We start from the raw sequence: 19484 nt of genomic DNA on the forward strand, positions 1-19484 counted from the left end.
ATATCAGGCCTGGCTCAAAATCCAACCCCCCTCCTTTTGGGCCCCCTGTTGGCTAGCTCAATTTAATAGGCCCAAAACCATTAGTTTTTAGGCCAGCTAGCTCATCAATCAACTAGTCTTCGTATCATGATTTTTAAAGTCATCCTTGGTAAAAGCTGTAAACCGACTACAGAACTGCTCAATAACTTGAGCTGTCATCGCTTGAAATATCGCAGTGCTGACTAAATCGCCTTGCTCTAGAACGTTTCCTTCAACATCTATGAGTGCAAGTTGCAGGCCTTCCTGTAGGATTAAACCTTGGTTAGTAGCGTCAATGGGGATCATAAAATTCTCATGCCTCAGTCATATAAGCAAACACATCTACGCGGTGTCTGTTAGTTGTTCATCAATAAGTAAATTGATGGGACACTCCATCAGGTATCGGACCGAAGCGAATGTAAAATTACCTGCTCGGATTTTCATATATGACTGGCTTTAGGTTTGCACGAGCGAAGGGGCCAATTATCGGGCAATGTCTGATGGGCTCACCTAAAGACATACGCATACTAAAGCCAAAAATCTTATGCTGCAACACTTTTCGCTATAGAAACAATTGGTTGCTCAACTACCATACAGCATTGTACAACGATGTGACGCGGCTAAAATCACATTGATTTGTTTAACTACACCTGGCTTCGTAAGAAATTGAATGCGCTCGCTTCCCTATAGAAGACTGCCATACGACTAAAGCTCTGTGATTATAAGGCTCCACATGAATGATTTTAAAGCCGACTACGCTAATCAAAGCAGTCTTAGCCAACTGGCAGTGGTAAAAAGTGAGGCCAATCTCCCTGCGCCGCAGAGGCCTAACTTTTCGTACCGAAACACAGCTTGAACAAATGACCGAGCACCAAATAACCTTTTAGTTTCTTGAGTTATCAACTACGACCCCCTTTGTTCATGATTGCTCAAGTTAATACTTATACCTTATTTGGCAAGGCTTCCTCAAAAACTCTGGTACACAAGGATTTTCAAATATCATGTCTCAATTCTCAAGCGCTACAGACATATGTATAAGGGGGGAATTGAAAACCATAACGACTACCCCCCTAAATGATTGACCACAACTTAAAACCCACACCAATAGAGTTATAACATGGAATGGTGAGTTACTGGTCTCGCATAGAACGAAGACACAGAGCCTTTAGGCATAGCTTGAGAGGCTGGTTAGCAGACTTGAACAAACACGGGTCAAGACTACTTCAAGCCTATAAAGCTAAATGAGCGATCTCTTCTTTTATATGCTTGAAGCTTCTGTAAGTCAGTCTATCTCGGTGTTTATCAATAGTGAAAACTTTGCCCGCGTTTAGGTGTTGTTCGATGCACCCTAATTGGAAGCCTTTCCAAGAAAGCGAACCTCGACGTTTTTCACAAGGAGGGCGAAGCTTACTGGAGTCATAACCGTTGGCATTTTTGCTTTTTCGTGTGTAGTCCTTACTCGCTTCCTTCGTTGCATACGATAAATGGTACAGGAAACTCCAATATGACGAAGGATCTCTACGGTCGAGTTGCCATGAAGTTCCTTTAAGGTAAAATAGGCCGAAGTTATACTGGATCGCAATTGACCTTAGCTTCTCTGTTAGCTTAAATGCACTTTGCAGCTGGCTTCCATCAATTAGCAGCCATAAGTGATAATGTGGGTAGTCGCCTGTTTTAGAAAACTCCCTTGTCCACAGGAAGCCTAACCTATTAATTTTAATTGCCCTGCGCCGAGGCTCTTTCCCCTTAGCAACTCTCTCGCGCTGTCTTTCCCTGCCATAGCCTGACTTTAGATATACCCGAAAATCCCTTATCATCTCAGATATAAGTGTATTCTTACCTTCATTAATTAGTTCAACACATCTGTCATACTGCTCACAATTAGGGGATTCCTGACTCATAAAGTTAACAGTCAGGGGGATAGCCAAAACTTTTCTGTTATGCTGCAACATTAGGTCAACTTGACGCTTGAACCTACTGAGCATTCTTTCATCGCATCCAGAACCTTCGATGACGTTTATATGCACTGGGACACCATCTACAGAGACCCAACTTTCATTCAACACTTTTCTTTTACGTACCACTACTAGACACCTATTAGGATAATAATATATACCTAGCAACAGATGTATCATTGATACTAACAATGGTATTTCGTGTAAAACTGCGCCGTAGACTAATACAGTAAGGGAAATGTCCCGATTATCAGTGAATAGATAATGACAATCTGTTGCAATAATTAAGGGCAGCATTCTTATTCAACACATCATCACAGTCAACATAAAAAGCAAAAAAAACCTTACAAATCATCGTTGTACAACGATTTTAATCTATAAGGTGTTGTACAACGATTTGGGAGCTGTGCTCAACTTAGACACTGTTCAGGTCCATGCCTTGAACTAGCTCACCAGTCTTTAGGTGAATTCTTAGCAGTCGCTTTTGCCCATTATGGAACTCACATGTTAAGTCAAAGTACTTACTATTATTACCACCAAAGGCATCAATAAAAGAAGACAGCCCGCCTGTATGTTCTTGTTTGATACCTACCTGTAGCGTTATTTTTTTAAAGGTATCTTTAACTAACTGGCGAATTGGCATGCGCTGCTCAGGACCCAGAGTTCTCAAGTTTTTCGTTAAGCCTAACCACCTATCTGAAACTTCATCCCTCATGGTATTTCGAATTTTTACTTTTTTATTGTTTAACGATTGAAGCTGATCATTAATACTCTCTTGTTCCTTTTCCAGTGAATTCAACTTTGCCAAAATCGACTTAGGGGCTGAATTTCCTTGGGCTATGAACTGCACAAGGTTGCTTATTTCAGACTCACTCTCCTTTAGCCTTTGTAAAAGCGTAGACTCCTGTTTTGCAATAGACGCACTAACATCATCTTGCTGTAAAATGCTTCTAAGATTGACATTGTCCTGACAGAATCGAACTATCGCATTCTCTGCATGTTCTAGAGGCACAGTTTTATTCATACCACATAAATCACTTCTTTTAGCTTCGGCGCAACCATAGCGCTTGTGGCTACTGGGAACATCCTCAAGTTCTCTACCACGCCAATTAACATGCGAGTTCACTGCATAACCACATGTTCCACACTTGAATACTTCAACACCTGAAAGAATTCCTATAAATTTCGCTTTGTGTTTTAGCCCCCCTCTACCCTTTGAGTCAATTTGTAATTGTTCAAATTCTGCTAGACTCATTAATGAAGGGTAATAACTCTCTAATGTGTAGTGATAATCATCAGAACTTACACTCAACTCGCCAATAAGGTTACGTCGTTTAATTTCTTTGTAAATATTTGCACCTGAATAATGCATGGTGTCTTCACCAAACTCTTCGTTGACTAGCTCAGCAATTTTCAAAGCGCCATAACCAGCCTTGTAGAGCTCAAGCTTTTTCAGCATGATTGCCTTCTCACGAGACTTAAACTTGAATACCTTTGCTTCATCATCCCACTTCAACCATTTAGGAGGCTTACCACAGGAAATTTTAAAGCCTCGCTTTCCTTCAAGCCAGCTCTCACACTCTTTGATTATTGTCGAACGAGCCCTTTTGGACTTAGTTTGGCTCTCTTCATTAGCCCGCATAAAAATTAACAGCATCCCTAAAAGCTCAAATGGATTACCATCGATTAGCTCCTTGTTGTACTCCTTGTTATCCATTGCCGTAATAACCGTAATTCCAGCATTGATAATTTGCGTAATGATGCTATTACACTCGGTCATAGTAGCCCTTGAGAGCCTGTCTAAGCTTTCAATTATTAAGATTGAACCGTCTGGTACCTCACCCTCATTAATTTTTCTCAGAAAGCCACCAAACACGCCTTTGGTAGCATTTTGACCTCTAAAGCTACTGACCCCTAAATCTTGAAGCGTTAGTGAACTATCAATCTCTAGGCCTTTGCGTTCTGCCACTTCCTTCGCATATTTCATCTGCCGTTTGAGTGAATGCCCTTTTGCTTGTTCTGAGGTAGAAAAGCGAATGTAGCTATACACTAAAGGTTTGGGCTGTTGGTAATTTTCCATGTTTTTCAAAGCAGTAAATTTAAGAGGTCGCGAAGTGTATACCAAACACAACAACCTAATCTACCTTTATTATCTTTTGGCTGGCCCACCATTGCGGTAGACACCCATATTTTCCGCGTTTCTAACCGCACCAAGTTTGCCATGGGTAAAGACGTGGTGGCGGTAGAACAAAAGCTAGAAAAGGTGGTACCAAAAGAGTTCAAAGTGGATGTCCACCACTGGCTTATTCTCCACGGCCGCTATGTGTGTACCGCGCGTAAACCAAAGTGTGGGTCTTGTATTATCGAAGACCTGTGCGAGTTTAAAGAGAAAACAGAGTGATCACAGTAAGTTTGGTTGCTCATACGCGCTGTTAAGGTGTGAGCAACGCAATACCGCAAAATAACCTCTATTCAACGCAAGCATGCAGCGAACCACACCTAGCTCATAACAATGAGGTTTGGCAACGCATAATGAAATGCAACTGCTCCTCGAAGCAGGATTGAACCAGTTTGACGTTTTTGCGGTCGCCATGAGTTGCTGCCGTTTTTTATCAACTTTGTACTGGATCAAGGGTCAATAAAACGCGTTTGCTATTGCTTGGCACTTGGCACGAACGGTGAGTAGCAGACATACTTTCATTGTCTCCCCACGCGCTGCCTTTCAGTAATGCGACATCAAAGGCATTAAGTTGTTTGATGTCTTTGCTGTTGTAATAACCTTGATGCACTGCGGTTTTAACAACTTCACCAGTACCCGCCTGAGCTGCTGGAACTATTTTGTCATTGGGAAGCCACTCGGTGCCCTCGCCTAAATAAGTGCTAACCATACGAACCGCAATTTTATCGACATGAAGTTTAGGACACATAGCCTCACAGAGAGGTGCAAGTCGTAAACCAACGCCATCGCAGTCAAATAAACAGGTCAACATATCGGCTAATAAATAGATATCATTAATGGCAGCAGTTTTACCGTCAGCTTCCGGCAGCAGTTCATTGAGGTTACTTTTAAGTAACGCCATTGAGAACACACTACGTATACCTAAACCCAGTGATTCAAAGGTGTTTTCAAAATAGGTTGCAATGGTTTTATCAACTTGACGTTGCCATACCGCGACACTTTTCTCTGCAGATACGATTTCGCCTAATGAAACAGGACTTGTTCCTGCTTCCCATGAAACTGCTGGTGTTGCTGAACTGGCCAACATTGATTCACTCTCCCAACCAGAAAACGGATCTGGTAATAAATTTGATGTTTTTTGCATGGTAACTCTCAATTTACTTGCAATGATGACAATGGAATTTTGTTACCTTTTTGGTAAACCATCACCCTCTTAAGCGCTGTACACATGCTCTTTAAGTTCTTGACAGAGCTTTACGTCAGCGCAATACTCGGTAGTCGGTCTTGCCAATAAACGCGGGATACCAATGGGCTCTCCAGTTTCTTCACAATACCCGTATTCACCTAACCTGATTCGTTCGAGTGCCTGCTGAATTTTTGGTAGTAGTTTTTGTTCTCTATCAACAATCCGCAGCAAAATGGCGCACTGTTCTTCCCAAGAAGCTAAATCACTGGGGTCAGCTAACTCCGGTCGGTTTGCCATCTCCTGTTTGGCGTTTCGGATATGTACTCGGGTGATATCGTGTAATTCAATAAGGTAGGCTTTGAAAAACGCAAGTTGTGCATCATTCATATAGTCAGAATCGGGGGCATTGCGAATATCTTCTTCACTGGGTATGTCTACTGTCTTGGCATTTTCTTGCATACTAGATTCCATCGAGCCTGAAATAAAAAGAAATGTTATACCATAACACCCTCTTTGCCAAATACGGTAAATGCATACTGCGTAAATAACATACCCAAGGCGGCGCTGACCTGCTAACCTAAACGCATAATAAAACGGACTTCGCTACCATGAACTTGCTGCAATTAATCACCACTTTGGTTCCCATCCTGAGTGTATTTGTATTCTTAGTGTTGCTGGTATTACTGCGCCTGCCCGCCAAAATAGCCATGCCCATTAACTGGCTGCTCACCACCATAAATGCTTATAGTGTTTGGCAACCCATTGCATCAATAGAAACCAATGCACCACTGACATCAAGCATATCTAGTAGTTAAGGTATTTCAGTTATTTCATTCGACTTGGCGTCAGTTTTGACTTGTCCCAACACCAACGTGTTAGCACAGGAAAGCGCATTGACCATATGGATCATTGCATTTTGGTCATCACGACAATAAGAAGCCTCAATGTTTTGCCATCAATGGCAATCAGCTCTCCGGCTGATAGGGTTTGCATCTCTTGCATTCAATTTGCAAAGCAAAGCTGAAACTGTTCAGGATCAACCCGAGATAGAGAGCGGGCAATCGTGTCGTCAACAGGGATACCTTCCTCAAGGAAACCGTGCCTTTTGAACCACTCGTGGTGTCCCTCAGCATAGTCTTTTATTTCAGACCAGCCATTAGCAATTACACCACAGAGGGAGAAGTGAAAGCCTTTCCATTTTCTTATATTGGTATAGTCTAATAGAAATGTCTTAACCGCAGGTTCAATAACACTGAAAAAGGAGTGAGTTAGAATGCAAAAAAAGGAAGGTTTTAGAGGAAACCTCGAAATGATTGCTTCAATGACCATTGCAGGGACCATAGGCTGGTTCGTTGTGATGTCAGAACAATCACCGGAAACGGCTGTTTTCTGGCGTTGTTTATTTGGGGCCACTTTCATGCTTTTAGTTTGTTTGTATAAGGGCATTTTTAAACAAGTTAAACTCAATAAACCGTCACTCATATTACTAACAGTTGGCGGTGTGGCTTTATCACTTAACTGGCTGTTTTTATTCAAATCCTTTTCGCTATCATCAATTGCAATTGCTACGATTACTTATCATATTGAACCGTTTATACTTGTCTTGCTTGGCGCTATCTTTTTTAAAGAGCATATTTCTACGGACAAAGTGTTGTGGCTAATATGTGCTTTCTTAGGAACCATATTTATTATTGTGGGAAAACAAGAAGGAGGGGCGGCGCTCACTGATAAAGACACTTACTTACAAGGTGTATTTTATGCGGTAATAGCCGCGTCCTTCTATGCAATTGCGGCTATCACGGCCAAAAAGCTGAAGCATATCCCACCTCATATTATTGTGGCATTTCAACTTTTTATTGGTATTTTTGTGCTTCTTCCATTACTCCTTTGGGAGATATTTCTGCCATTTCAGCTGTATCTTGGTCTTTTTTAGTTACGATAGGGATTATTCATACCGGGCTGATGTGTTTACTATTATATAGTGCCATTCAGAAAATACCGACCGCTTTGGTGGGAGCGTTGTCTTTCATCTATCCGATCGTTGCGGTTATCGTTGACTGGGCGGCATTCGATACACGCTTGACGTTACTGCAATTCGCTGGTGCCAGTGCAATTTTGATAGGGGCGGCTGGTGTCAACCTCAATTGGCGGATCACAAAGAAAAAGTTAAAAGAAAATCGGAATGAGCTCGTTTAGCTCAAAATAGCTTGCATTAAACTTAAGCATGTATCGAACCACACCTAGGTCTTAACATTCTAGAGCTGGAAAGTGTCGATATCGCCATGTGCTATGGCAACGCATAATCAAATGCGACTGATGCTCGAAGAAGGATTGAACAAGTTTGACATTTTAGCGGTAGCCATGATTTTGCTGCCGCTGTTCATTAGCTTTGTACTGGATCAGGGGTCAATAAACCAATAAACCAATAAACCAATAAACCAATAAACCAATAAACCAATAAACCAATAATCCGAGTATTCTCAAGCCCAACAGAAGTTAAATAATTCAATATTCCCCTATTTTTTAAGGTTAGCATCTGAATAAGTGCTTTATTTTGCAAGCTCCAGCAGCAATAAATGCTGGCAACATAGAATAAACAGTAAGCAAAGAGACTAAACACCCTTAATCGATAACATACCCAAGGCGGCGCTGACCTGCTAACCTAAACGCATAATAAAACGGACTTCGCTACCATGAACTTGCTGCAATTAATCACCACTTTGGTTCCCATCCTGAGTGTATTTGTATTCTTAGTGTTGCTGCGCCTGCCCGCGAAAACGGCGATGCCAATCAGCTTATTGTTAACCGCTGCTAGTGCTTATAGTGTTTGGCAAGTGCCTGGGGTGCAAATTGCTGCAGCGACAATGGAAGGGCTGATCATAGCACTGACTATTTTATGGATAGTATTTGGCGCCATTTTACTGCTCAAAGTACTGCAAAACACCGGTGCTACAGAGGTTATCAAACAAGGTTTTGCTGAAATTAGCCCCGATAAGCGGGTGCAACTTATTATAGTTGCTTGGTTATTTGGTAGTTTTTTAGAAGGGGCTGCCGGCTTTGGTACGCCTGCTGCTATCGCGGCTCCGTTACTGGTCGCTCTGGGATTTTCACCCCTTAGTGCCGTGGTATTGGCACTTATCGCCGACTCCAGTGCCGTATCTTTTGGCGCAGTCGGTACGCCAGCCATTGTTGGCATTGGTCAAGGTGCCATTGGTGTGAGCGCATCAGAAGTAGCCAGTATTGCTGTCAAAGCGATTGCCATCGACATTTTTGTTGCAGCCATGCTGCCGCTGATAATGGTGTTAATGTATAGCCGCTTTTTTAGCTCTCAACCAAGTTGGCGTAACGGCTTTGTTATTGCGCCGTTTGCCATCCTCAGCGCATTTGCCTTTACCCTACCAGCTTACTGCGTGGCGTGGCTATTTGGTCCTGAGTTTCCTTCTATACTAGGTGCCATGATTGGTCTTGCTATTATTTGTCCAATGGCTCGTAAAGGCATGCTGTTACCCAAAACACCTGCACCAGATAGTGAGCCACTGGAAACGGCAACCAAGCAAGGTTTGACTCTTTATCGTGCTTGGGCACCTTATATCTTAGTGGCGCTATTATTGGTGCTTACTCGGCTTCCTGAACTGCCCTTCAAAGCCTTACTCCAAGGTATTAATATGAGTTGGAGTCATATTTTTGGCTCTACTATTTCGGTCACCGTGATGCCTTTGTATATCCCAGGGAGCGTCTTTGTTTTAACGGCAGCCCTTGCCATTTGGTTACAAGCAGGTACGAGTAAACAGTTTGGTGCCGCATTAAAACAAACCACGACCATGCTACTCCCTTCTCTTATATCACTTGCTGCAGCCGTTCCTATGGTGCGCATTTTTCTCTTCTCTGAGGTAAATCACGCAAACCTACCCGCCATGCCTTTAGCACTGGCAGAGTTAGTTGCGGCTCATCTTAGCCATGTTTGGCTATTTATTGCCCCTTTGGTTGGGGCACTGGGCGCTTTTATTGCCGGCTCTGCAACCTTTTCAAACTTAATGTTTGCCAGCTTTCAGCAGGCGTTAGCTTCCCAAGCAGGCATAGAGCGGCAGTTGGTGTTAGCATTACAAATGCTTGGAGCTAATGGCGGCAACATGATAGCAGTGGTGAATGTGGTTGCCGCTGCCAGTGTCGTAGGCTTACAGGGCAAAGAAGGTGATATCATTCGCTATACTCTTGTTCCAATGCTTTACTATTGCCTCGCCGCAAGCACTGTTGCCTGGTTGTGGTTTAGTTAAAACGGGATCGCTGTATTAACTAAATAAACGTCTACTGCAAAGCTACATCCAACTCTATTTATGGCACAGCTATTGCTTAATCTATGCAGATGTCATTTTTTTGATTTGGAGTTTGTTATGGAGTTCGCGTTACTTGCTATATTAGCTTTGGTGGTGGTCGCCGCCGTAGTGGCTTCTAAGTACACCGATGTCGGTGGCAATCCTTATCCCTTTAATCGTAAAGAGTCGGTTTTTACTACTGTTGAAGCGTCGTTTTTGCAGTTACTGGAACGCGCTGTGGGCGATAAATATAAAATCGTCAGCCGCATTAAACTTATCGATGTACTGGAATGTAAACCGGGGATTTCAGCAAAAGCTCGCCGTGCTGCAGTAACCAAGGCGAAGAACAAGCAACTCGATTTTGTGTTAGTGGATAAAGAGTCGTTAAAAATTGTCGCCGCGGTCGACTTAGTCAACAATGCCAATAAGAACGGCCATAAGGCGCAAAAAGATTGGTTTGTAAACGGAGCTCTTGAATCAGCTGGCATTCCTCATATTCGCATGAAGATAAAAAGTGGCTATCAAAGCGCTGAAGTGCGCGCAGCCATTCTATTTAAGCTGGGACAAAAAGTGGAGCCGCCGAAGAAAACCCGCAACCGCACCTTTAAACCGGCGGTGCTATCCCCTTCTCAAGCAAAAGCCCAATCAACACAGTTGGCAGAAATATAACCAAACGGGCGTAAGCCCGTTTTTTGTTTTACCAATTAAAGCGGCTTTGCGTATAATAAGACTAATTTTTGACACGCCAGATTAGGAACTTAGTAATGAAAGTCGGCATTATCGGTGCAATGGAACAGGAAGTAACCATTTTACGCAACACCATGGAAAACCCTCAAACCACCAGCAAAGGCGGTTTTACTTTTTACTCAGGCAAATTAGCCGGCCACGATGTTACGCTAGTGCAATCAGGCATTGGCAAAGTGGCAGCGACCGTTGCAACCACATTATTAATTGATAACTTTGCCCCCGATTGTGTCATTAATACCGGTTCTGCAGGTGGATTTGAACCCTCACTCAATGTCGGTGATGTGGTGATCTCTAGCGAGGTTCGCCATCACGATGTTGACGTTACTGCATTTGGTTATGAAATTGGCCAAGTGCCACAAATGCCAGCAGCGTTTACTTCTCACGACAAGTTAGTTGAAGCCGCAAAACAAAGTGTTGATGCCCTTGAAGGCATTCAAACCATGGTTGGCTTAATTTGTACTGGCGATTCTTTTATGTGCGATCCCGTTCGTATCGACAAAGCTCGTGCTGATTTCCCAACCATGCTGGCAGTGGAAATGGAAGGTGCCGCAATCGCTCAGGCTTGTCATTCACTGAATACACCGTTTGTGGTGATCCGCTCACTCTCTGACATTGCCGGCAAAGAGTCGCCACACTCTTTTGAAGAATACCTTGAAGTGGCTTCGGTAAACTCTTCGAAGATGGTAATGGCATTGCTGGCAAAGCTGGACAAGGTTACGCTTTAGTGCTGCAAGACTTGTTTTGGGCCCACCAGGGCCTAATCATCTTTTTACTGGCCGTATTGGCCAGTATGCTGGTAAAGCTCTCCACGCTTTACCACCCTAACCTCATCTTAACGCTAATATTCAAAGCCATTGCTCAGCGCGTCTATCGCCCTAAAGCCAGTGCCAGCTACCAGACCCTTTCGGGCACTCTCGGGTTTGTCCTGCCAATCACCACCATTGTGGTGCTCACATATGCCATTATTAGCTTGGCATTTTACCCCGACTGGTTAGGCGGCCTAGTGCTTTTCTTGTGTCTTGATAGCCGCCATGAAGGACGTGCTAAGCGCATCAGCCAACTGCTAAAATCAGAGCAAAAGGTCACCGCACGGGCGGTATTAAAGGGCATGGTTGCCAGAGATGTGGAACAGTTAAGCAACATGGGAATAGCAAAAGCGACCCTCGACAGCACCGCCTTAAATACCATGCGCCAATTTTTTGTTATGGCATTAATATATCTGCTACAAGGCCCATTCTTGGTGCTGACATACAAGTTACTGCTGTTATGCGACCATGCTTGGCGTCAAGTGCTTACTCCAGATGCGCGGTTTATAAAACCTCTGCAGCGCTTGATTTGGCTGTTGGAGTTCATACCAATGCGAATGCTGGTTTGTTTGTTCATGCTGTTGTTGAGTCCCAAGCAAACTTGGCACTATATCAAGCACTATGGCCGCCATGTAGCACAAACTAACTCTGGCTGGACATTGAGCTTTTTTGCCGCCAACCTCTCGACCCAACTGGCCGGCCCACGCTTCTATCACGGTACGCGTTTTAACGCCATGCGAATTGGCGCTAAGTTTCAGCCACAAGCAGAGCATATTGTGCAAATGTTAACCCTTATTCAGCAAATGCGCTGGCTGTTTATCGCCACCACAACATTACTGTGGGTATCAACCAATTTCCTTTTTGCCCTATTCTAGATAGCAAAAAGGCCAGTTAAACTGGCCTTTTATGAGTCGGTGACACGATTAGTTAACTGTCACCTTGGCAAATTTGCGTTTGCCTACCTGATACACTTCACAGCTTCCTTTAGCCACCTCAAGTTTGCTATCTGTGACTTTTTCTTCGCCGTTTAATTTTACCGCGCCTTGCTTAATCATGCGCATGGCTTCAGAAGTACTGGCAACCAGGCCTGCTTCTTTCAATAAACCAGCGATGAAGATGCTGTCACCATCAATGCTTACCGTGACTTCTGGAATGTCATCTGGCAGGGCATTTTTTTGGAACCGTTTAATAAAGTCTTGGTGCGCCGCTTCAGCCTCTGCGTCACTGTGGAAGCGGGCAATCATTTCTTTTGCGAACTCAATTTTAATATCCCGTGGATTGCGACCACCGGCGACTTCTTCTTTAAGTTGCGCAATTTCTTCTAACGACTTAGCGCTAAGCAACTCATAATAGCGCCACATTAAGTCATCAGAAATCGACATCACTTTACCGAACATGTCATTCGGTTTGTCGGTAATGCCAATGTAATTGCCCAAAGACTTCGACATCTTCTGAACGCCATCAGTGCCCTCTAGCAACGGCATCATAAGTACCGTTTGTGGCTTTTGGCCTTCTTCTTTTTGCAGCTCACGGCCCATCAGTAAGTTAAAGCGCTGATCGGTACCGCCGAGCTCAACATCGGCCTCTAACGTCACTGAATCCCAGCCTTGTACCAGCGGGTATAAGAATTCATGGATGGCGATGGATTGGCCATTAGCGTAGCGCTTTTTAAAATCATCTCGCTCCAGCATACGTGCTACCGTCTGACGCGCGGCAAGCTTAATCATCCCCGCAGCACCGATTTTTTCCATCCATTCAGAGTTAAAGGCAATGGTGGTTTTAGCCGGATCAAGAATTTTAAACACTTGCTCTTTGTAAGTCTCAGCGTTGGCTAGAACGTCTTCACGGGTAAGTGGCTTACGGGTGACATTTTTTCCCGTTGGGTCACCTATCATCCCGGTAAAATCACCAATCAAGAAAATCACCTCATGACCTAAGTCCTGAAAGGTCTTCATTTTATTGATAAGCACCGTGTGGCCCAAATGTAGATCTGGAGCGGTTGGATCGAAACCAGCCTTAATCCGCAGTTTTTTACCTGACTTTAGCTTTTCTTTCAGTTCCTCTTGTAACAAAATCTCTTCTGCACCACGGCTAATCTCTGCAAATGCAGTTTCTAAATCCACTATTCTCACTCCAACAGCTATAACTTGTAGTCGCTCGATTCTAGCCTATATTTATCCGAGTTTAAATGCACAAAACGCTGGTATTACGGCTTTATTACGTATATCCTGCAATAATATATCGAATAATTCTTGACAGCAGAAAAGGCGCATTATGGTTCACGTTGTTCATAAGCTCCCCAAAAAGCATAAAATGCTTATCGTCGGCTTACTCTCTGCAATGGTCGGAATTGCCCTGATCCCATCTGAAAAAGCAACCGCATCGAAAGATAATGACGGTAAAGCCCTTGAAGTTGGGAAGCGTTACGAGCTGCCAGTAAAAATATCAGAAAAAACAGAGCAGCTTACTGAGTTAGATGCCGCGCCAGAGGTTCCTGTGGCTGCTGCACCGAAACAGCCTGAATTTCAGTTTAAAGACCATAAAGTCAAATCCGGTGATAACCTAGCTTTGATCTTTAAACGTGCAGGTTATTCTGCCAAAACGTTACACAATCTGGTCAATACCAACGCAGAAACGCGTAAGCTAACAAAAATTCATCCAGGAGAAGTACTCAGCTTCGCCAGCAATGCCGAAGGTGAATTAGCCCAGTTAAAATACGTGCTTTCAAAAACAGACACCTTGTTTGTTACGCTTAATCCAGATGGCCAATACCATACTAAAATCGAAAGCAAAGAAATCGAAACCCGGGAAAAATCAGCCGGCGGTAAAATCAACTCCAGTTTCTGGAGTGCTGGTATTTCTGCAGGTCTAAGCGAACGCCAGATCATGAACTTTGCTGATATCTTTGGTTGGGATGTCGACTTTGCCAATGAGATCAGAAAAGGCGATACCTTCGCGTTAATCTATGAAAGTCATTACGTTGATGGTGAAGAAATTGGTACCGGCAAAATAGTTGCCGCCGAGTTTGTCAACCAAGGCGAACGCTACAGCGCCATTCGTCATACTGACGGTGAATTTTATACCCCAGAAGGTCGCAGCATGAAAAAAGCCTTCTTACGAGCACCGGTTAACTTTAAATACATTAGTTCCAGCTTCAACCCTCGCCGCCTTCACCCGGTGACTGGCCGCGTATCGGCACACCGAGGTATAGACTACGCAGCCCGTGTTGGCACGCCGGTGGTATCCTCTGGTAAAGGCAAGGTCATTAAGTCAGGCTACAACAGGTTGAACGGTAATTACGTCTTTATTCAGCATGGCAGTAAATACGTCACTAAGTACCTGCACCTACATAAGCGTCACGTCAAAACGGGGCAAAAAGTAAAACAAGGACAAAAGATTGGTACTGTTGGTGCTACAGGTCGAGTAACTGGCGCTCACTTACATTATGAGTTTTTAGTTAACGGCGTACACCGTAATCCAAAAACGGTGGAATTACCTAAGTCAGTTCCTCTACCTAAAAGCGAGCTGGCCAAGTTTAAGCCGATTGCAGATACCATGCTTGCCAAGCTACAACGCAACAGAGAGCTGATGTTAGTAGCAAACGTTAAAGACTAGGTAAGTAGATGATGAAAAAAGGAAGCCGAGGCTTCCTTTTTTTATATTTGTGTTTTGCTGTTATTGTTTATTAACAGTGCCACAGCTATTGTTTATTAAATAGTGCCACAGCACTTTGGGTCATGGCCCTTACGCCTGTTGCAATGGCCACCGGGTAATCCGGTGCAAATTTACTCGAATGCAGCGACGGCAGCGGCTCACCGGACTGTTTAGCCGCCTCATAGGTTGCGGGATTCACTCCCCCTAGCCAAAAAATAGTGATAGGAACGTCTTCTGCGGTGCGACCGTATAAACCAAAGTCTTCGCCAGCCATCACTGGTTCTGATGCCATTACGTTTTCACTGCCCACTTCTTGTGTTATCGCAGTGGTGACAAAGTTAGCAAGCTCTGGGTCATTGTACGTCGATGGAATACTTTCACTTTCATGGACAATGACTTCAGGCATTAAGCTAGCTTCTAAGCCTGCGCTTGTGGCAATCCCCGCTGTTAAGCGCTTAATGGCAGCAATTTGCTGATCACGAACGTCGGGATTATAAGAGCGTAGGGTCAGTTGTAATTTCACTTCATTGGAAATGATGTTGTGTTTTGAGCCACCATGAATGGAGCCCACCGTGATCACCGATGGCTCCAATGGTGAGACTTCCCTGGCGGTGATGGTTTGCAAGGCTAAAACGATGCGTGATGCCAATACCACTGGGTCCACCGTGGTATGGGGATAAGCGCCATGGCCGCCTTTGCCTTTAACAATAATATCCACCGAGTCAACATTGGCCAAAGCATAACCCGGAGCAATGGCGACTTTACCAGCAGGTACTGACGCACTGACATGCAGACCCAGCACATGATCTGGCTGGGCAAACTCACTGTACAAGCCTTCTTTTAACATGGCTTTGGCTCCACCACCCACTTCCTCAGCCGGTTGCGCTACTAACATTAACGTGCCTTGCCAGTCGTCTTTTTGCTGCATTAGCTGCTCGGCAGTACCAATGAGGCTGGTCATATGAATATCATGGCCACAACCATGCATCACCCCAACGGTGTTGCCACTGTCGTCTTTTACTTTGACTTTAGATGCATAGGGCTTACCGGTTTCTTCTACTATGGGCAGGGCGTCGGTATCAGCACGGATCATCACCGTAGGCCCAGGACCATTTTTAAGCAGCCCCACTACGCCGTAGCCACCGACGTTTTCCGTTACTTGATAACCGAGCTGGCGCATTTCTTGAGCCAGTTTTTTTGCGGTTTCTTTTTCTTGATAAGACAGCTCTGGGTTTTGATGCAGGTGACGATACAGAGACTCTAATTTAGGCATGGCCTCGGCCACTTGTTGTTCTAAATTGGCTTGGCTGGGCAAAGACATGGTCGCTGCAAGAGCTAAGGCGATGGCTGATATGCGCATAAGATACACTCCTTATTGTTTTTATCAGCATGCGGCTTTGCCGGTGAAAAAGCAATCATATTGCGCTATTTTAACTTTCTATTTAGCTAACTTTTGCTAGCCTTAAAGACACAGTTAAAGGAGTCGTTATGTCAGCGGTAAACCTAAAAATCAATGAGTTAGAGCCAGGCATGTTTGTCATTGGGGTCGTTAAGCAAACAGGTAAAGTGGCCATCAAAAGCAAAGGTTGGGTAAGAACCAAAGACAGCATTGCTGCGCTTAAGCGTCGCGGTGTGCTTGAGGTCAGTGTCGACCCGAGTAAGCGCCTTTCGGAGCATGATCCCCATGAAAGTGCCCCCCATGACGACAGCATCGAGAAGCCGAGTAAGCCAACTCATAACCCTTGGCAAACCAGCTGCAGCGTCGAAGTCGAGATGCAACAAGCGGTTAAACTTCATCAAGAAGCGAAAAATATTCAATCACAAGCATTTGAGGATATAAAAGCTGGACGCAATATTGACGTCGCGCCTTTTAAAGAAGTGGCCAGTGGCTTCATTGATTCGGTCTTTCGCAACCAAGACGCCCTATCTTGTATTGCCAGGATCCGTGAAAAAGACGCTTATCTTCTTGAGCACTCTATTAATGTTGCGGTGTTGATGGCTATCTTCTGTAAACACCTCGGTTATTCTCGTGAATTTACCGAAGAGCTCACCACTGGCGCGCTACTACACGACATTGGCAAAATTGAAATTCCCGATAACATTTTACATAAACCCTCAGCGTTGACGGCGCAAGAGTACAAAATAATGAAGTCTCACGCTAAATACAGCTTCGATATTTTAGTTAATGCTGGGCTTGGTATGGCGGCATGTGAAATTGCGGGCTACCACCATGAGCGCCTCGATGGTTCAGGCTATCCTTATGGTAAAAATGCAGATGAGCTGCCGCAACATGTGAGGATGGCTGCAATCGTAGATGTCTATGACGCCCTGACCGCTGAACGCGTATACAAAGTTGGGTTAACCCCTATCAAAGCATTCAAACTAATGCGTGAAGCCTGTCCTCACCACTTTGATGAGCAACTGCTGAGTAAATTTATTGCCTGTATTGGGGTGTACCCGGTAGGTACTCTGGTGAAGCTGCGCAGCGGCAAGGTTGGTGTGGTCACCAAAAGTAACCCAAGCGCACCATTACAGCCAGTTATCAAAGTGTTTTACCACGCTCGGCACATGCATTACACCGAAGTGCAAGATATAGACCTTGGGTCAAAAAAAGCCAATGATGAGCTCGAAGCCGCCATTAAACCGGAAGAGTTCAAGCTCGATCTTATTCGCTTTTTTAAGCAGTCCATGCTCCCTTAAGGCAGCCAGTCTTGCATCGCTTGTAGGCTAAACTCAATGCCATCGAAATCAAACCGTGTTTGCTCTGGAGTGATCTCAACCACGGTTAGTGCGCCGAGGCTGTCGCCTTCATAAAGTGGCCGGTTGTTAATCTTTATCCAACGTTTATTGGCTTCAGTAGCGTAAATGTGCGCTTGATAGCGTAAGCTAGGAATGCTGGCTTGCAGGCTGCTCGGCAACAGCTCCACAGGCGTAGCCGCGGCTGATGTTTTGCTCGCAGAAATCACATCAACACTTTGCTTTTGCTCCGTTTCTTTCACTGCATTGGCAAACGCTTCTTTAAGCTCATCAGACACTCCCTCGAGCTCTTGGGTTGGTTGCTGCAATGGCGCACCAAGCACACGATAACCGCTATAGTCACCATCACCTTGTTCACCCACACTGACCTCAGTTGCCGCTGGCGCTGACTTAGCTTGTGGCGTGTTGCTCACTACAGGGGCTTGCGTCAGTGCGTCCACAGGAACCAGCTGTTGTTGATATAAAGGCTGGCCCTGATTATCAACGCCAACTTGCACTGACACCCACTGAAAATGCTGCTGCGATGCCGAGCTTTGTTGGCTAGGCTGAGGTGCAGCGCTAGCAGCTGGGTCTGGTGCAATCGCTGTCGCCGCAGGTTGCGTTGCTTGTGGCTCTGCTGCCAATTGTGGTTCGCTAGGCTGCGGTTGCTTTTCAGGTTGTGACTGTGGCGCCACTTTTGCAGTAGGCTGCTGCTTTGTTATTTCAGCCGCTGTGGGCTGGGTTAACTTACCAATGTAATAGCCGGATGCGAACGTAGCCGCTGATAGCACCACTGTGGCGGTGATAGTGGCTATTTTCTTATATCGATTCAGCTGTGCATGTTGCCTTTGCGTCAGGTAGTCCTGCTCTGCGGTCATGCTTTGTTGTGACTGTTTTAGTGCGCTGGTTAAATAAGACATTTATATCCCCCCCAATCTTGCCACACCAAAGCCGGCGACAAATAAAGCCAATAACCACGCCAGAAAAGCCCAAGGCATAGGGCGTTTAGTGGTGGTTGACGGTGTCACAATACTGGTGGGAAGAGCTTCTTGCGCGGCTTGCATTGCCATTGCTTTGCTTACTTGGGTCTGTGATGCCGAGTAAGCCCCTAGCAAACAGCGGTCGGCCAGTAAGTTTATCAATCTCGGAATACCACCGGTAATATGATGAATATACGCGACGGCATCATGATGAAACAAAGCTTGTTGACACCCCGCCTTTTCCAGCCGGTGTTTAATATAGGCAAACACTTGCGGCTCTGTTAGTGGCAGCAGGTGGTAGCGTGCGGTGATCCGCTGAGCCAGTTGGCGTAGCTCATTGCGCTGCAGTAGGTGCTGCAATTCAGGCTGACCGACCAAGACAATTTGCAGTAGCTTTTTATGGTCCGTTTCAAGGTTGGTTAACAGTCTCAGCTGCTCCAGCACTTCAGGGGCCAAATGCTGTGCTTCGTCGATGATAAGCATCGTATGACCACCGGCCTGATGATTATCTAACAAGCGGCGCTTAATGACATCGGTCAATGACTTTAAGGTGGCGTTATCGCCGTCATAATCGATTTCTAACTCGTCACATATGGTCGCCAGCAACTCTAACTCTGACAGTGCGGGGTTGAGTATAAACGCCACTTGTGTCGAGCTTGGCAGCTCTGCCAACATGCTGCGCGTTATGGTGGTCTTGCCCGTACCCACTTCCCCGGTGAGTAAAACAAATCCCCCGGCGTCTCCTAAACCATAGGTCAGGTGTGCAAGTGCTTCCTTATGACGCTCACTTAGAAATAAAAACTCTGGATTTGGCGCGATGGAAAACGGTTTTTCGGTTAAGCCAAAATAGCGTAAATACACGACTTGTCTCTTTATTGTTAATATGCGCTCTATAATGGCAAAATCCCAT

General features: G+C 44.9%; 19 protein-coding genes and 2 pseudogenes. 11 read left to right on the top strand and 10 right to left on the bottom strand.

Going from position 1 to position 19484, the window contains the following annotated elements:
* Window positions 1-108 precede the first annotated feature (108 nt).
* From ACNKW2_RS14335 to ACNKW2_RS14345, 3 genes are all read right to left on the bottom strand, one after another.
* On the bottom strand, window positions 109-324 hold the full coding sequence (locus tag ACNKW2_RS14335) for a hypothetical protein (protein ID WP_419149158.1): 216 nt from the start codon (window positions 322-324) through the stop codon (window positions 109-111).
* 923 nt (window positions 325-1247) lie between these two features.
* Window positions 1248-2102, bottom strand: coding sequence for a hypothetical protein (locus ACNKW2_RS14340; RefSeq protein ID WP_419149159.1), 855 nt, complete (start codon window positions 2100-2102; stop codon window positions 1248-1250).
* A gap of 286 nt (window positions 2103-2388) precedes the next feature.
* Complete coding sequence (locus ACNKW2_RS14345; RefSeq protein ID WP_419149160.1) at window positions 2389-4053, bottom strand: recombinase family protein; 1665 nt, start codon at window positions 4051-4053, stop codon at window positions 2389-2391.
* A 72-nt stretch (window positions 4054-4125) separates the two neighbouring features.
* On the opposite strand from ACNKW2_RS14345, the pseudogene ACNKW2_RS14350 reads away from it, so the two are divergent.
* Window positions 4126-4374, top strand: a pseudogene (locus ACNKW2_RS14350) (endonuclease III); the annotation flags it as partial.
* 211 nt (window positions 4375-4585) lie between these two features.
* Here ACNKW2_RS14350 and ACNKW2_RS14355 read toward each other — a convergent pair.
* Together ACNKW2_RS14355 and ACNKW2_RS14360 are read right to left on the bottom strand one after the other, a co-directional pair.
* Window positions 4586-5296: a DUF1826 domain-containing protein gene (locus ACNKW2_RS14355; protein WP_419149161.1), complete on the bottom strand. Its 711-nt coding sequence runs from the start codon at window positions 5294-5296 to the stop codon at window positions 4586-4588.
* A gap of 69 nt (window positions 5297-5365) precedes the next feature.
* Window positions 5366-5797, bottom strand: a complete 432-nt coding sequence (locus ACNKW2_RS14360) for a TraR/DksA C4-type zinc finger protein (protein ID WP_419149162.1) — start codon at window positions 5795-5797, stop codon at window positions 5366-5368.
* 149 nt (window positions 5798-5946) lie between these two features.
* Here ACNKW2_RS14360 and ACNKW2_RS14365 point away from each other — a divergent pair, with 149 nt between their 5' ends.
* Window positions 5947-6153 (top strand): hypothetical protein, encoded by a 207-nt coding sequence (locus tag ACNKW2_RS14365; protein WP_419149182.1) that lies wholly within the window; start codon window positions 5947-5949, stop codon window positions 6151-6153.
* Here the strand turns inward: ACNKW2_RS14365 and ACNKW2_RS14370 are convergent.
* Window positions 6087-6517 (bottom strand): annotated as a pseudogene (locus ACNKW2_RS14370) (ISAs1 family transposase); the annotation flags it as partial. The gene ACNKW2_RS14365 and the pseudogene ACNKW2_RS14370 overlap by 67 nt on opposite strands.
* A 94-nt stretch (window positions 6518-6611) precedes the next feature.
* Between ACNKW2_RS14370 and ACNKW2_RS14375 the strand changes: the two are divergent.
* The 7 genes from ACNKW2_RS14375 to ACNKW2_RS14405 all read left to right on the top strand — a co-directional run bounded on the left by ACNKW2_RS14375 (window position 6612) and on the right by ACNKW2_RS14405 (window position 12079).
* Window positions 6612-7271 carry a DMT family transporter gene (locus ACNKW2_RS14375; protein WP_419149163.1) on the top strand — a complete coding sequence of 220 codons (660 nt, stop codon included), beginning with the start codon at window positions 6612-6614 and terminating at the stop codon, window positions 7269-7271.
* A complete protein-coding gene (locus tag ACNKW2_RS14380) occupies window positions 7226-7534 on the top strand; it encodes an EamA family transporter (protein ID WP_419149164.1) in 309 nt (102 codons plus the stop codon). Before ACNKW2_RS14375 ends, ACNKW2_RS14380 begins: the two co-directional genes overlap by 46 nt.
* Window positions 7535-7606: 72 nt before the next feature.
* Window positions 7607-7759 carry a hypothetical protein gene (locus tag ACNKW2_RS14385; protein WP_419149165.1) on the top strand — a complete coding sequence of 51 codons (153 nt, stop codon included), beginning with the start codon at window positions 7607-7609 and terminating at the stop codon, window positions 7757-7759.
* A 272-nt stretch (window positions 7760-8031) separates the two neighbouring features.
* Entirely contained in the window at window positions 8032-9612 is a 1581-nt protein-coding gene (locus tag ACNKW2_RS14390; protein WP_419149166.1) for an L-lactate permease, read from the top strand.
* 117 nt (window positions 9613-9729) lie between these two features.
* On the top strand, window positions 9730-10320 hold the full coding sequence (locus tag ACNKW2_RS14395; protein WP_419149167.1) for a DUF2726 domain-containing protein: 591 nt from the start codon (window positions 9730-9732) through the stop codon (window positions 10318-10320).
* 95 nt (window positions 10321-10415) lie between these two features.
* Entirely contained in the window at window positions 10416-11123 is a 708-nt protein-coding gene (gene mtnN, locus ACNKW2_RS14400; RefSeq protein WP_419149168.1) for a 5'-methylthioadenosine/S-adenosylhomocysteine nucleosidase, read from the top strand.
* On the top strand, window positions 11123-12079 hold the full coding sequence (locus ACNKW2_RS14405) for a cobalamin biosynthesis protein (protein WP_419149170.1): 957 nt from the start codon (window positions 11123-11125) through the stop codon (window positions 12077-12079). Before mtnN ends, ACNKW2_RS14405 begins: the two co-directional genes overlap by 1 nt.
* Window positions 12080-12127: 48 nt before the next feature.
* On the opposite strand, the gene tyrS is transcribed toward ACNKW2_RS14405, so the two are convergent.
* Window positions 12128-13327 (bottom strand): tyrosine--tRNA ligase, encoded by a 1200-nt coding sequence (gene tyrS, locus ACNKW2_RS14410; RefSeq protein WP_419149171.1) that lies wholly within the window; start codon window positions 13325-13327, stop codon window positions 12128-12130.
* Window positions 13328-13478: 151 nt separating this feature from the next.
* On the opposite strand from tyrS, the gene ACNKW2_RS14415 reads away from it, so the two are divergent.
* Complete coding sequence (locus ACNKW2_RS14415) at window positions 13479-14819, top strand: peptidoglycan DD-metalloendopeptidase family protein (RefSeq protein WP_419149172.1); 1341 nt, start codon at window positions 13479-13481, stop codon at window positions 14817-14819.
* 85 nt (window positions 14820-14904) lie between these two features.
* Here the strand turns inward: ACNKW2_RS14415 and ACNKW2_RS14420 are convergent, their stop codons facing one another.
* On the bottom strand, window positions 14905-16218 hold the full coding sequence (locus ACNKW2_RS14420; RefSeq protein ID WP_419149173.1) for a M20 metallopeptidase family protein: 1314 nt from the start codon (window positions 16216-16218) through the stop codon (window positions 14905-14907).
* A 128-nt stretch (window positions 16219-16346) separates the two neighbouring features.
* Here ACNKW2_RS14420 and ACNKW2_RS14425 point away from each other — a divergent pair, with 128 nt between their 5' ends.
* Window positions 16347-17558, top strand: a complete 1212-nt coding sequence (locus tag ACNKW2_RS14425; protein ID WP_419149174.1) for a cyclic di-GMP phosphodiesterase — start codon at window positions 16347-16349, stop codon at window positions 17556-17558.
* On the opposite strand, the gene ACNKW2_RS14430 is transcribed toward ACNKW2_RS14425, so the two are convergent.
* Window positions 17555-18514 (bottom strand): general secretion pathway protein GspB, encoded by a 960-nt coding sequence (locus ACNKW2_RS14430; RefSeq protein WP_419149175.1) that lies wholly within the window; start codon window positions 18512-18514, stop codon window positions 17555-17557. The genes ACNKW2_RS14425 and ACNKW2_RS14430 overlap by 4 nt on opposite strands.
* Window positions 18515-19435, bottom strand: coding sequence for an ExeA family protein (locus ACNKW2_RS14435; RefSeq protein ID WP_419149176.1), 921 nt, complete (start codon window positions 19433-19435; stop codon window positions 18515-18517). It lies immediately after the preceding gene.
* Between the last annotated feature and the right edge of the window lie 49 nt (window positions 19436-19484).

Origin of the sequence: Pseudoalteromonas 'SMAR', assembly GCF_048515945.1 — a bacterium.
Lineage (GTDB): Bacteria > Pseudomonadota > Gammaproteobacteria > Enterobacterales > Alteromonadaceae > Pseudoalteromonas.